General features: G+C 63.9%; 14 protein-coding genes. 6 read left to right on the top strand and 8 right to left on the bottom strand.

What is annotated here, in order from left to right:
- Positions 1-431 precede the first annotated feature (431 nt).
- Together HYH07_RS24670 and HYH07_RS24665 are read left to right on the top strand one after the other, a co-directional pair.
- Complete coding sequence (locus HYH07_RS24670) at positions 432-1703, top strand: DUF2157 domain-containing protein (RefSeq protein WP_220004940.1); 1272 nt, start codon at positions 432-434, stop codon at positions 1701-1703.
- Positions 1700-2293, top strand: coding sequence for a GDYXXLXY domain-containing protein (locus tag HYH07_RS24665; protein ID WP_220004939.1), 594 nt, complete (start codon positions 1700-1702; stop codon positions 2291-2293). Before HYH07_RS24670 ends, HYH07_RS24665 begins: the two co-directional genes overlap by 4 nt.
- On the opposite strand, the gene HYH07_RS24660 is transcribed toward HYH07_RS24665, so the two are convergent.
- Entirely contained in the window at positions 2290-3654 is a 1365-nt protein-coding gene (locus HYH07_RS24660; protein ID WP_409363912.1) for a PLP-dependent aminotransferase family protein, read from the bottom strand. The genes HYH07_RS24665 and HYH07_RS24660 overlap by 4 nt on opposite strands.
- 162 nt (positions 3655-3816) lie before the next feature.
- Between HYH07_RS24660 and HYH07_RS24655 the strand changes: the two genes are divergently transcribed.
- Positions 3817-4677 carry a DMT family transporter gene (locus tag HYH07_RS24655; protein WP_220005038.1) on the top strand — a complete coding sequence of 287 codons (861 nt, stop codon included), beginning with the start codon at positions 3817-3819 and terminating at the stop codon, positions 4675-4677.
- Between the two features lie 11 nt (positions 4678-4688).
- On the opposite strand, the gene HYH07_RS24650 is transcribed toward HYH07_RS24655, so the two are convergent.
- Positions 4689-5903, bottom strand: a complete 1215-nt coding sequence (locus tag HYH07_RS24650; RefSeq protein WP_220004937.1) for an EAL domain-containing protein — start codon at positions 5901-5903, stop codon at positions 4689-4691.
- A 287-nt stretch (positions 5904-6190) separates the two neighbouring features.
- Entirely contained in the window at positions 6191-6610 is a 420-nt protein-coding gene (locus HYH07_RS24645) for a hypothetical protein (protein ID WP_220004936.1), read from the bottom strand.
- An 80-nt stretch (positions 6611-6690) separates the two neighbouring features.
- Between HYH07_RS24645 and HYH07_RS24640 the strand changes: the two genes are divergently transcribed.
- Positions 6691-6936 (top strand): hypothetical protein, encoded by a 246-nt coding sequence (locus tag HYH07_RS24640; protein WP_220004935.1) that lies wholly within the window; start codon positions 6691-6693, stop codon positions 6934-6936.
- Positions 6937-6948: 12 nt separating this feature from the next.
- Here the strand turns inward: HYH07_RS24640 and HYH07_RS24635 are convergent, their stop codons facing one another.
- Positions 6949-8112 carry a hypothetical protein gene (locus HYH07_RS24635; protein WP_220004934.1) on the bottom strand — a complete coding sequence of 388 codons (1164 nt, stop codon included), beginning with the start codon at positions 8110-8112 and terminating at the stop codon, positions 6949-6951.
- A 336-nt stretch (positions 8113-8448) separates the two neighbouring features.
- Between HYH07_RS24635 and HYH07_RS24630 the strand changes: the two genes are divergently transcribed.
- The gene (locus HYH07_RS24630) at positions 8449-9057 is read left to right on the top strand and encodes a helix-turn-helix transcriptional regulator (protein ID WP_220004933.1); all 609 of its coding nucleotides are present in this window, start codon (positions 8449-8451) and stop codon (positions 9055-9057) included.
- Positions 9058-9098: 41 nt separating this feature from the next.
- Here the strand turns inward: HYH07_RS24630 and HYH07_RS24625 are convergent, their stop codons facing one another.
- The 4 genes from HYH07_RS24625 to HYH07_RS24610 form a co-directional block, all read right to left on the bottom strand.
- On the bottom strand, positions 9099-9347 hold the full coding sequence (locus HYH07_RS24625) for a hypothetical protein (RefSeq protein WP_057740838.1): 249 nt from the start codon (positions 9345-9347) through the stop codon (positions 9099-9101).
- Between the two features lie 96 nt (positions 9348-9443).
- Positions 9444-9839 carry an Hpt domain-containing protein gene (locus HYH07_RS24620; protein ID WP_220004932.1) on the bottom strand — a complete coding sequence of 132 codons (396 nt, stop codon included), beginning with the start codon at positions 9837-9839 and terminating at the stop codon, positions 9444-9446.
- Positions 9840-9972: 133 nt separating this feature from the next.
- Positions 9973-10668 carry a Crp/Fnr family transcriptional regulator gene (locus HYH07_RS24615; RefSeq protein ID WP_220005037.1) on the bottom strand — a complete coding sequence of 232 codons (696 nt, stop codon included), beginning with the start codon at positions 10666-10668 and terminating at the stop codon, positions 9973-9975.
- Between the two features lie 194 nt (positions 10669-10862).
- A complete protein-coding gene (locus tag HYH07_RS24610; protein WP_220004931.1) occupies positions 10863-11573 on the bottom strand; it encodes a Crp/Fnr family transcriptional regulator in 711 nt (236 codons plus the stop codon).
- Positions 11574-11874: 301 nt separating this feature from the next.
- Between HYH07_RS24610 and HYH07_RS36840 the strand changes: the two genes are divergently transcribed.
- Positions 11875-12054 carry a hypothetical protein gene (locus HYH07_RS36840; protein WP_409363911.1) on the top strand — a complete coding sequence of 60 codons (180 nt, stop codon included), beginning with the start codon at positions 11875-11877 and terminating at the stop codon, positions 12052-12054.
- The last annotated feature ends 509 nt before the right edge of the window (positions 12055-12563 follow it).

The raw sequence follows: 12563 nt of genomic DNA, 5'->3' as shown, positions 1-12563 counted from the left end.
TGTTGATGAATGACGTAGAGGGCGCGATGGAAGGAGTCCCCGTGTGGCACCCCCCTCCCTGCCCCTCCCCCACAAGGGGGAGGGAACGGAGAGAGCACGGCATCGGCCGAACTCGATTCGACCTAAACCCATTACGCTCTAGAGACCCAGGCCAGAATCCTGCCTGTCGAACCTCCCGCCATGATGCCATCATGCACCTGTTTTGCCCGACGAAACAAGCGCAATTTCTGAAATTCCGCAATTGTCGTGCAAAAGACCTTGTTCTGACGCAGCTTGGCTACTGTGCATGGGGTTGTTTTCGCATTCAGCGCTGCCCGGCGACCGAAGCCCGCAAGCGCGGTGATGGTTTGAACCCGCCGCCGCCGCGTTCCGACCAATAGCCCACGGCCGGCAGTCGGCCGGCTGATCCACGACCATGTGATCCCACGACGATGTTCGACAAAGCTTACCGGCAGCGCCTCGAGGCTGACCTTGCGCAATGGGAGGCCGATGGCGTGATTGCGCCGGCGGCGGCTGGCGCCATTCGCAATGCGTTGCCGCCGCTCTCATCAGGCATCAACATCGCCGTCGTCGTCGCCATCGTCGGCGGCCTCTTGATCTCGGCCGCGTTCCTCGCCTTCGTCGCGGCGCACTGGACCGAGATCGCGCGCCTGTTGCGGTTTGCGATCCTGCTCGCCGGCATGATCGTCGCAGGCGGTCTCGGCGCGTGGTTCGCCGCGACTGGCCGCACTATTCTCGCCGATCTCTGCGCCAGCATCGGTGCCATCATCTTCGGTGCGGGCATCGCGCTGGTCGGCCAGATGTATCATCTCGGCGACGATTTTGCCGGCGGCATGCTGCTGTGGGCGATCGGCGCATTCGCTGCCGCCGTTTTGACCGGCTCGCGCGGCGCGCTTGCGGTCGCCCTCGTCGCCGCCTCCATCTGGACCTGCATGCGCGTCTATGACGCGCCTGATGTCCTGCATCTTCCGTTCCTGCTGCTCTGGCTGAGCGCCGCCGCGCTTGCGTTCGCCTGGAATTCCCGGGTCGCGGCCCATCTCGTTGCGATCGCGCTGCTGCCGTGGTGGATCGCGACAGCGTTGCGCTTCGATCTCGATGGGATGCAGCCGGCATTCGTGCTGGCTGATGGTGCGGCGCTGCTGTTCGGCGCCGGCCTCGCGATCGCAGCTCATCCCTCGCCGAGGGCGCAGCGGCTCGGCAGCGTGCTGTCGATCTACGGCGCGTTTGCGCTTGGACTCGTTGCCTCCCTGGAGGTGATGACGATCGACGACATCTTCCGCTTCCGAACCGGTGCGGCGCCATCGCAGCCGCCATGGGCGATCCTGTGCGGAATTGCCGGCGTGGTTCTTGCGCTCGCCTCCGCCGGCGTGACAAGGCGCGCCGGTGAGATCCTCGCGGCCTGTGCGATCGGCCTGGTGCTGGTCGCCGCGCCGATCTGGCCGGCCTCCGCGGCCGGCGAGCCCTGGTTCGCCTATGCCGTACTGCTCGCTGCCATGCTGTGCCTCGTCGTGTCAGGCGTGCTCGATGACGTGCGCCCGCGCATCGTCGCCGGCTGGCTCGGCATCGCCGGCGTCATCGCGGGCATCACCTGGGCCGTGAAGGGCTCGCTGCTGCGCCGCTCGGCCTTCCTGGCCGCGGCCGGTGTCATCGCCGTCGTGTTCGCGTCAGCGCTCAATCGCATGCTGAAGAGGGCCGGGCGATGATGAAGCTCTCCGCACTCTGGCAGCGCATTCCGAAAGCCGTGCTGTTCGGCGTCGCGATCCTGCTGCAATGCGCGCTGTTGATCCTGATGGTCACCGATCGCACGCAGATCCTGCGCGAGGGGCGCGAAGTGACCTTGCAGACCCGGCCGGTCGATCCCCGCGACCTCCTGCGCGGCGACTACGTCACGCTCGGCTATGACATCACGCAACTGCCGGCAGGCGCGCTCGCCGGACAGCCGTCCGCCGAGCGCAATCCGGTCGTGTTCGTCAAGTTGGCGCCTGATGCCGATGGCCTCTATCGGGCCGTCTCGGTGCAATCAGTCCCTGTCGCGGTCACGGCGCCCGAGGTGCTGATCCGCGGCCGCGTCAGCTATTCCTGCGGCTCGTCAGGCCGCATCTTCTGCGACAGGCTGACGATCAGATACGGCCTGGAAAGCTATTTCGTGCCGGAAGGCGAGGGCAGGAAGCTCGAGCAAGCCCGCAACCAGCAGAAGCTGCGAATCGTCGCCGCCGTGCTCCCCTCGGGCCGTGCCGCGATCAAGCGGCTGCTGCTCGACGGCGAGCCTGTTTATGAGGAGCCGTGGTATTAGCTGGCTTGCGCCTTCAACGCTCGCCGCAGCACATCCCACATCCGCAGATCATTCATATGCGCGACGTTGAAGCGCAGGAAGTTTTGCGCGGTCTGCGACACGCTGAACACATTGCCCGGTGCCAGCACCACATCCTCTTCAAGCGCAGCGCGCGCAACCGCCGTGGCATCCTGTCCGTCGGCGAGGCGGCACCACAGGAAGAAGCCGCCGCGCGGCATCAGCCAGGGCTCGATGCCGAGCGCCCCGAGTTTTCGCGCCACATCGCGACGAGCCCGCGTGAGCTTTTGCCGGAGCTCGTCCATGTGCTTGCGATAGCTGCCGCCGACCAGGACTTTTACGATCATCTCGGTCGCGACCGGGCTCGGGCCGCCAAAGCTGGTTGCGACCTGGAGATCGACGAGATGCTCGACCCAATCGGCCCGTGCGGCGATGTAGCCGCAGCGGACCGAGGCGGAGAGTGTCTTGGAGAAGCTGCCGATGCGGATCACACGGTTCAATCCATCGAGCGCAGCCAGGCGCGGCGATCGCTCCGGCTCGAAATCGCCAAAGATGTCGTCCTCGATGATGGTGAGATCGTGTGCGGCAGCCAGGGTCAGAAGCCGGTGCGCGGTCTGAAGCGAGAGCGTCGCGCCGGTCGGATTGTGCAGTGCTGAATTGGTGATGTAGAGCCGCGGCCGTTCGGCGGCGAGGATCTTCTCGAAGCTGATGACATCGGGGCCCGACGGTGTATAGGGCACGCTCACGATCTTCGCCTGATGCGCGCGCAGCAACGCACGGAAATTGAAATAGCAGGGGTCGTCGACCAGCACGGCGTCGCCGGGACGCAGCAGGAAGCGGCAAATCAAATCGGCGGCCTGCGTGCCGGAGCCCGTCAGCATCAGCTGGTTGATCGGGGCCTCGATCTCGTCTTCCGCGAGGCGCGTGAGCAGCAGCCGGCGCAGCGCGAGCGAGCCGGAGGTCGAGCCGTAGTTCGTCAGCACGCTGGCGTCGCTGCGGGCAAGCGCGCGGGTGGCACGCCGCAGCGCCGCGTCCGGCATCCACTCCGGCGGCAGCCAGCCGCAGCCCGGCTTCGGCACGCCCGCATCCGCATCGAGCGATTGCCGGGAGACCCAGAACGGATCGACGGCCCGGTCGCGGCGCGGCCCGGCTTCGGTCAAGGCGAGCGGCGGCGTGACAGTCGGCGAGACATAGAAGCCAGAGCCGCGGCGGGCGCGGATCAGCCCTTCGGCGGCGAGGCGATCATAGGCTTCGACCACCGTGGATGGCGAAACACCCATCGCCGCGGCGAGGCTCCGGATCGATGGCAACCGGTCGCCGGCACTGAGCGCGCGGCCGGCCACCTTGGCGCGGATCGCGCTCATCACGTCGACGGTCCGCGTGCCGCCACGCCCCTTTGTCTGCGCCTCGCCATCCAAGGTGTATGACCTTCCATGCCCATACAGCTTGGCCGGATTGTATGGGATTGTGACTGGCTTTGCCATCGGCCCGGACCGAGGATCGTCGCCCAAAAAGGTAAGATGGACATGCGATCTGCGGGCAGCGGCTGGGGCAACGGGCTTCTCGGCGTCATCGTCTTCAGCGGCTCACTGCCGGCGACGCGTGTGGCAGTCGGCGGCTTCTCCGCGCTGTTCCTGACCTCGTCGCGCGCGATCATCGCCGCGCTGATCGGTGCGGCCGTGCTCGGCCTGCTGCGCCAGGCTTGGCCCGAGCGGAAGGATCTCGCCTCGCTCGCCATCGTCTCCGTGGGCGTCGTGCTCGGCTTCCCCCTGCTGACCGCACTGGCGCTTCAGCACATCACCTCGGCGCATTCGATCGTCTTCATCGGCCTTTTGCCGCTGTCGACCGCGATCTTCGCCGTGCTGCGCGGCGGCGAGCGGCCGCGGCCGCTGTTCTGGCTGTTCGCCACCCTCGGCAGCGCCACGGTCGCGGGCTTTGCGCTGTCGAATGACGGCTCGGCCTCGCTCACCGGCGATTTGCTGATGGTCGCGGCGATCGTGCTGTGCGGGCTCGGCTACGCCGAAGGTGCCGCGCTGTCGCGCCGGATTGGCGGCTGGCAGGTGATCTCCTGGGCGCTGCTGCTGGCGTTGCCGCTGATGCTGCCCGTCATGATCTGGGCCTGGCCTCAGGCATGGAACGGCGTCGGTCTGCCTGCCTGGATCGGTCTCGGCTATGTCTCGATCTTCAGCATGTTCGTCGGCTTCATCTTCTGGTATCGCGGCCTTGCGATCGGCGGCATCGCGCGCGTCGGCCAGTTGCAACAGCTCCAGCCGTTCTTCGGGCTCGCGCTGGCTGGCTTCCTGCTGCACGAGCCGGTCGCATGGAGCATGATCGCCGCGACCGCGCTCGTGGTCGTCTGCGTCTTCTTCGCGCGAAGATACGCCTGAGGGCTCTCGTCTCACCCCTGGGCCATCACCGGCCGAGTCTGCGCGCTTCTGGCAAACTTCTTCAGCGGCATCGGCTTGCCGAACAGATAGCCTTGCACGAGGTCGAAGCCGAGCTCGTTCACGGCCATCAGGTCGGCCCGGCTCTCGACACCTTCCGCGACGGCGCGGGCGCCGTAGCCGCGTGCGAGCTCGACGATGTGACGGCACACCGTGCGCTTCAGGCGGTCATTGCCGCAGCCCGTGACGAATTGCCGGTCCGCCTTCAGCTTGATGAAGGGAATTTTGTCCCGTCCCATCAGCTCCGGCCAATTGGCGCCGAGATTGTCGACCGACAGGCCGATATTATGGAAGCTCATCTCGCGCGCGATATCGGTCAGGAAAGCGAGGTCGTGGATCGCTTCATTGCTGGCGATCTCGATCGTCAGCCCGCCAAAGGCGGGATGCATCGGCATGCGGCGGCAGAGATCGCGCACGGCCTGCGGCTCCTTGAGATAAGGCGCGGGCAAGTTGATCGATAGATCGACCGCGCTCTGCTGTTCCAGGAGATAGTGCCAGTCCTGCACGGCGCGCTCGATCACGAATTCAGACAAGTCGCGGAAATGCGGATCGTGCTCCTCCGGGATGAAATAGGCCGGTGGCACCACACCCCAGGTTGGGTGGCGCATTCGCACCAGCGCCTCGGCGCCGCGGCGAACCAGCGAGCGCGCGTCGATTTTCGGCTGGTACCAAAGCTCGAGCCAGCCCGCATGCAGGGCCTCGCCGACATGCACGGCCGGGCTCGGGGCCGGCTCCTCCGGCAGCAGCATCGCAACACGGTCACGCAGCGTGTCGGCGGCAAAGGGCGTGGTGAGCGGCGGCAGCATCGTGAGCCCGTACTCCTCGCCGACCTGCTGCACGGCTTTCACGATGATCGAGTCGCGCGCGCCGACAGCGAGCACCTTGCCGTCGAAGCGTTCGCGCACCAGAACCTCCAGGAATTGGCCGGGCTCGATGCCGTCGGCGGCGATGCCGAGCAGGATCAGGTCCGGCAGATCGGTGGCCAGCGTCGCCTGCAGCTCGCTCGCACCGCTGCATTCGCTGGTGACGAAGCCAATATCCTCGAGCACCTCGCTCATGAAGGCACGCAGATGGCGCTTGCTGTCGGCTACGCATGCGCGCGGCATTATTTTCCGTCGTCCGAAGGTCCTCAGCCGCCCCCCGGCGAGCTCACCAATCCCATCGTTCATCGCAGACCGCTCCCATTCCGTTACAGTCGAGTTAACGGAATGTGGGGCGTTATAGTATGGAGAGCTTCACACGAATCTTGAATTATCCTGATAACGTTAAAGCTCGCAACATTTGTAAAATTGTTCGAATTCTCTTCGAGAAGTTTTCAGATCCGCCTGCGCGCTGCGTGCAGCTATGCGCTAAATCCGGTGAGAGTTTGCGAGGAGCGCATCGCCGATGCGCGCAGCCGGTGTCCCGCAGTTGGACGAAGCCGGCGCGCACTTCGCCCAATTGAATAACGCCGGCCTCAATTGGCTGTGGCTTTGTCGTGTTCGGCCATGCCGACCGCCTTGTAGTCATAGGTCGGATAGAATTCCGTGCGGTACGGACCCCACGCTGTATCCTCGATGATGCGGTTGACTTCGCGTAGGCGCGAGGCCGGCAGGCGCAGCGTGACCACCTGGCCGATGCCCATCATCACGTACCAGCTCGCGACCTCCACACCCGCGGGCGGAAAGGCTTTGCGAAAGCCCTGCTTGTCCAGCTGAGCGTTGAGCTCACTGAGTGGACGCGACTGGTCGTGCCTGAAGAAGATTGTGAGCAGGACGGCATTGTCGGTGGTCGGCGCGGAAGTGCCCGGAGGCGGCGCCGTCTGCGCCATCGCCGCTGACGCGAACGCGCCCAGGAGCCACGTCATCACGGTCAATGTCAGGCGGAGCGATTTCATTGCCAATGTCCTTCCATGAGGCATGCGATGGACAGGAGGATAGAAGCGATACGCCCAGTCCACGAACTCATTTTCGCGCGATGCGCGCAAGTTCCGTCGCCGCGCGTGACGGTTATGCGGCAAATCCGCCCGGTCCGACGGCAGACGCGTGTGAAGCACCTCACACGCCTGATGCCGCCCATGCGCTATTGCTGCGCGCGGCCGGTGGTGGGCTATCAGGGATTGCAGCTATGTCGATGCGGCGGATGATCTACTGGTGGTTCAGATTCGTGATGTCGGGGCGATTTCTCGATCGCTTCCTGACGCTGCCGCACACGCCCGAGTAAAATCTCGAGGAGTCAGGTCACCCCGATCAATTTGCGAAACGCCGCTGCGCCATCCTGCACGGCGTCGCGGCCCTTCCAGGCCAGATAACTCAGCTTGCCGCCCAGCGTGTCCTGGCTGCGCAGCCGCCGCGAGCCGAGAATGTGACCGACATTGGTGGGGAAGCGGCTGACCTCGGCCGCCACCAGCGCCGCGATCGCGTCCATCAATTGCTGAAGCCGGACGCCCCATTCGCATCGCTCGATGCCGTCGATGCGGACCTTGAGCGAATGTTCGGCGTCGTAGATTTCGGTGAGCAGGTCGCGCGCGACCAGGAACCGATTATGGCGGAGCGCGATCCTTAAGGCCAAACGCTTGTCGTCGAGCCGGTCGAGCACCATGGGAACGACGCAGGCATAGGGCGCCGCTGCAACCTCGTCCGCGCTCTTGGTCGCGGCCCCTTTGGTTGCGAGATATATGAGCCGCCAGAACGTCTTCAGGCGCCTCGCTACCAATGCGAGCGCAAACGGCAGCGCATCGGGATAGGCTTTCTTGAAGGCGTCGAGTTGCGCGGTGATCTGCGCGACCTGGCCGTCGTCGAATTTCGTGATGGTGTCGGGCAGCTTCGCGTTGAATTTCGGCAGCGCGTCGCCGGCGCGCAGCACCTGCAGCATCTTCTTCACGTCGTCGAAGGCGGTGCGCGAGGCCGTGTATTGCGCGAGCTTGGCGCGCGCGAACTCTGTGCTCTCCGGCGAGGCGAGCGTGTTCTCGAGCACCTTGACGACCTTGCCCTGGAAGTTCGTTGCGATCTTCAGCACTTCCTTGGGATTGTTGGCGGTGACCTGGTCGTTGATCGCCCTGACGTAGTCGCGCGCCATGGTCGGCAGCAGGTCGCGGCAGATCCATTCCCAGATCGGGGTGAGCGTGTTGCGTGAGATCCGTCCCGCATTGGCATGCTCGGGCGCACCGTCAATCAGCAGCAGCTCGAGCGGTGCGAAGAAGTAGCGCGACGGATTGGTGGCGCGCGCCTGGTTCGATCCATCCTTGCGGAATTCGGCGCGCAGCTTGGCCTGGATCTCCGCCGAGCCCGGCATGTCGATGCCGCAGGCTTCAAGCCGCTCGAGTTCGCTCAGCAGACAGCTGCGCGACAACGGCGTCAGCTTCTGCAGGAACTCCGAAAGCTGGTCGATCTCGTCCATTGCACGCAGTCTCTTGCAACGTTTCCAGCAGGCCTGTCGGCCCGATGCATGGAGGCATTCGCGCGCTCTCAATTGTGACAAGAGAAGCAAGCCGCCGTTAATTTATCCGTAAAATGGGGGACGCCGGGCCGGCCGGTACTGATCTCGTTAGGGATGTCTTTGGAGGTTGCCTACGAATCGGGCAGGCTCAGCAACTTTCGCGAGGGCTTGAACGTCCGGACACAAGCATAAATTGTGCCTGTGCCAGCATTTCGGCACAAAACCGACAAAATCACCGTAGTCTTACGGAGCAAAAAGTTAACCACACAAGGCCTCGGGTTCCGCTAAACGAATCACATGGGGTCACAGAACGATACGGTTGCTGATTCGCGGCCGTCGGAAAGGTTCGAAAGCAGCGCTTCTGCACCTGAAGAGCTCGATTTCGTCCGTCTCAATGCCGCCCGTGCCAAGGCAGCCGACGAGAGGGCCGCGGCCATTGCGCGCGAGCTCAACGGCCCCCTGACCGCGCTGCTGCTCTATATGGGCGAAATCAAGCATCACAGCGACCAGCTTGCGCCCGCTTCGAACGAACGCGCCTATTTGCAGCAGGTGGTCGCGAATGCGCTGACCCAGACCGAGCGCGTCTGCGGCCTGGTCAAGCAGCTCGCCGGCTCGCACAAGGCCGGCTCCATCACCGAGGTTCCCGAGCTGCAGGCCGGCCACGCGTTGCAGGTACCGCGCGAAGCAGGCTCCGAGCTCTCGAGCCTCTCGGGCAAGCGGCTGACCAAGCGCGAGCGCGAAGTGCTGAGGCTGATCAGCGAGGGTTTTTCGAACAAGCAGGGTGCGCTGCGGATGCAGATCAGCCCACGCACTTTCGAGAGCCATCGGGCCGAAGCGATGCGCAAGCTCGGCGCACGAAACACCGCAGACCTCGTCCGCGCTGCGCTACTGCATTCGATCGATTGAGCTTGTCGTCTGGCGCCGCCTCTGCGGCGGTGCCATTGCGCCTAGAAATAATCTTCGGCGAAGGGGCGCACACGCGAAGTCGGCCGCAGCATCTTCGGTTCTTCCTTCGGCGTATTCGGGATGATGGTGATGGTCCAGCGTGGCGGGATGGTCGATTCCTGCTCCAGCACGGAGCGGACAAACCCCGTCACCGTGGACTCGCCCGCCTTCACCGTAGCCATCCGCCCGTTGAACTGGGCGATGCGGAAGCGACGGACTTCTTTCTGATCCGCAGTCTCATAGGTGAACATGGAAACCCTCCTGGTTTCCGGGGACTATCGCCACCTATGATTAGCCATCTGTGAAAATTGCAAACCGTATAAGTACGGCGGGGATATCCGGGGCCGTCAATCCCGCGATTCCTGCGCCTTTGCGCCGGCAAAGGCCGCATCCAATTGCTGCAGAAGATCATCAAATTCAGCGGCGCCGAGTGCATCGGCCGTGCTTTCCAGCAGCGAGGCCAGCGACGCGAGCCTGACATAGCCAAACGTCCGGGCGGTGCTTTTCAGTGAATGTGCCTCGCGCCCGATCCTGGCCCGGTGCTGGTCGAGCGCCAGCGTGCGAAACAGTTTGAGCCGCGCGATAGTCTCGCTCCAGAACACCGTCCGCACCTCGCTGGCGCCGTCCTCGCCGATTTCGCGCACCAGCGCGTCGAACGCGCCGGCCTCGCGCAGCGGTTCGAGCTCGCGCTGGGACGCGGTATGGTGCGCGCCAGGCGCAGGCGCGAATGTGGTGTCGAACATGGTTGTCCCGGTCCCCGTTTGGCGGCGTCCGGGAGATTTAAGTCATTCCGATTGCAGTTCTGGTCACGAGAAGCGCGGTGTTTGACGGCTGAGTTAAGCACTTGCTTTACCATCTGCCGCTCCGTGCGCGCCGTCAGGGCCCGAGCAGTCGATCGTACTGGGCTTTGACCGTGGCATAGCATTCGCAGGCCGTCTGGCGCAGCCCGTCGAGATTGAGGATCTGGATGTGTCCGCGGCTGTAATGGATGAAATTGGCCTGCTGCAAAGTATTGGCGACCAGCGACACGCTGTTGCGCCGCGCTCCGATCATTTGCGCCATGGCCTCCTGCGTCAGCAGCAGCCGATAGTCGCCCGACAGATCATGGGTGTGCAGCAGACAGCGGGAGAGCCGCGACTCCACCGGATGCGCCGCGTTGCAGCCGGCGGTTTGCTGGACCTGGGCGTAGACTGCGAGGCCGTGACGAAGCAGTAGCGTTCGCAGGCTGGAGCTTTGCTCAGCCGCCATGCGCAGTCGGTCGAGCTCGATCACCGATGCGACGCCGGGAATGAGCACGATGGCGGTGTTCAGCGCGCATGCATCGCCCATGGTCGAGAGCGCGCCAAGCAGGCTGTCGCGGCCGATCATGGCGACTTGCACATGCTCGCCCTTGGCGAGCTTCACGACCAGCGAGATCACGCCGCGGTGCGGGAAGTAGGCGCGCTTGAGCGTTTCTCCGGTCTCGACCAGCACGGCGTCATGCGGCAGATCGACCGTGCGCAGATATGGGCGGATCAGTTCATAATCGTCTGTCGACAGCGCCGACAGGAGCCCGTTGGAGGGGCGCACCATCGTTTCCAAAGCTGCCTCCCGTCTCGTCAATCAAACAATCTTGGTTCGAAATCGATTCCTCGCTCAATAACAAGTTCCATCTTGTTCCCCGCAGGATAAGTTGGCAATCACAGACCTTACGGACCGCGCGATGTTTTGTTTCTTTGGCGGCTTGTGTGCACTCCGGAATACAACGGGTTGAGCTGTCAACGGCGTCAAGGCGGGAGTCGCAGCAGCCGCGCGTGATGAGCCCTTGCGGCGGAACAACAGTCGCAGGATGTCGCCTCCAGGGCGCACAGATCGGTGATTTCGATCCGGCCCCGGCTGTACCGGATGATTCCGGCGCGTTGCAGTTCATGCGCGACCAGTGAGACGGCGTTACGTCGCACGCCCATCATCTGGGCCAGGGTTTCCTGGGTCAGCGGGAAGGCTGTCTTGTTGGACAGATCATGGGCGCGCAGCAGCCAGCATGCCAGCCGCGCCTCGACAGGATGAAGCGTATTGCAGAGCAGGGATTGCTGTGCGCGCGCGAACAGGGCTTGCTCATGCCTGACAACCAGGCTGCGGAACCGGGCACTCGCCGCAGCAGCGTTGCGAAACGCCGAGATTTCAACGGCGGATGCGGTCCCGGGAAAGAGCGCGACGGCATCTGACAGCGCGATTCCGTCGGCGAGGGCTGCGCCGCCGGCGACGATGCTATCGCGTCCGATCATCGCCACCCCGATGGTCTGCCCTTCGGAAGGGTCTACGGTGATCGATACGGCCCCGTCATGTGGAAAGTAGACATGTCGCAGCGCCACATCAGCTTCACTCAAGACAGTTGCTTTGACCAATTCAATCGTGACGAGGTGAGGGCGCAACAGCTCAAAATCTGCTGCGTCGAGCATTTGCAGCAGCTGGTTGGGCGGTCGGCCGCTTGCGGTCATATAGGCGCAATCCCACGCATGCCATGAGACGTGTCGCACCCAGTTGCGCGGCGGCGAAATCATATGGCGACGGTTGTGTTGCTGTCCATATACCTGTTGGAGGGCAGACGGCCTGCCGCATTTGCGGCGGTGAGCCTGTCCTGCGTCGCGACCGGGGAAAGTGTGGAGGGGGCCGTAAGACATTGCTTCGCGCCATTGCGCGGCCTGGCCGAACATATGGTCTTCATCCCGTTCGCATGTTGCGCCAGGCCGGCCGCACGCGCGGTCATCACGATTTCAATGCAACCGAGAGGAGAACGGCGTGCGCCACGGTGCAGTTGTTGAATCGCCGAAGCGGGAAATTCAAACGTTGATAGGAAGCCTTCGCAGACTGAATGCGGCGGCGCCGGACTTTCTGAGGACGGCGCTCGCACGCGGCGCGGCGCGCTGCCTGCGCCAGCCGTTCACGCCGGATGCGCTGCTGGCCGCGATCAGGGACTAGTTCGCGGAGCATCATGCCGCCGCTGCGCGGCCCGGTTAACGCGTTATTGTTCGCGACGCCGGGCGGATCAGAATCCGTTTACCGCGAGTGCGCGTCTTGCTGATGTCATCGGCACATCGACCAAACGCCGCGGATGCAATGCCAATCGCCGGTGATTTGATTCAATTTGTGCGGCCCTTATCTATCCGCCGACATTGGCGGAATTTATTCGCGCCCGTCGTGACGCTGTTATCCTCGCATTTACCTATCGCGTTCCGGGGCCGAAGCTCCGTCCCGAACTTGCCGAAGGCCGCGGTCGCGCGTCCGTCGAATCGAAAACTTCTCTTCAATATCCGTATTAGCACGGAGGATTAAATTAACGGGACCGTGAAATGGGTTGTCTAACGATCTAGGAGCGGATTTCTGCCAATTGCAGGCGGCGCGGACGTTGGGGTCCAGCTCAGTAAGGCGTAGCTCATGGATGATCTGTTGCGGGAGTTTCTGACGGAGACCAGCGAGAGCCTGGACAC

Origin of the sequence: Bradyrhizobium sp. BR 10261, assembly GCF_019455395.1 — a bacterium.
Lineage (GTDB): Bacteria > Pseudomonadota > Alphaproteobacteria > Rhizobiales > Xanthobacteraceae > Bradyrhizobium > Bradyrhizobium manausense.
The sequence above is the reverse complement of the archived record's forward strand: the minus strand, read 5'-3'. Positions and strand labels throughout refer to the sequence as shown.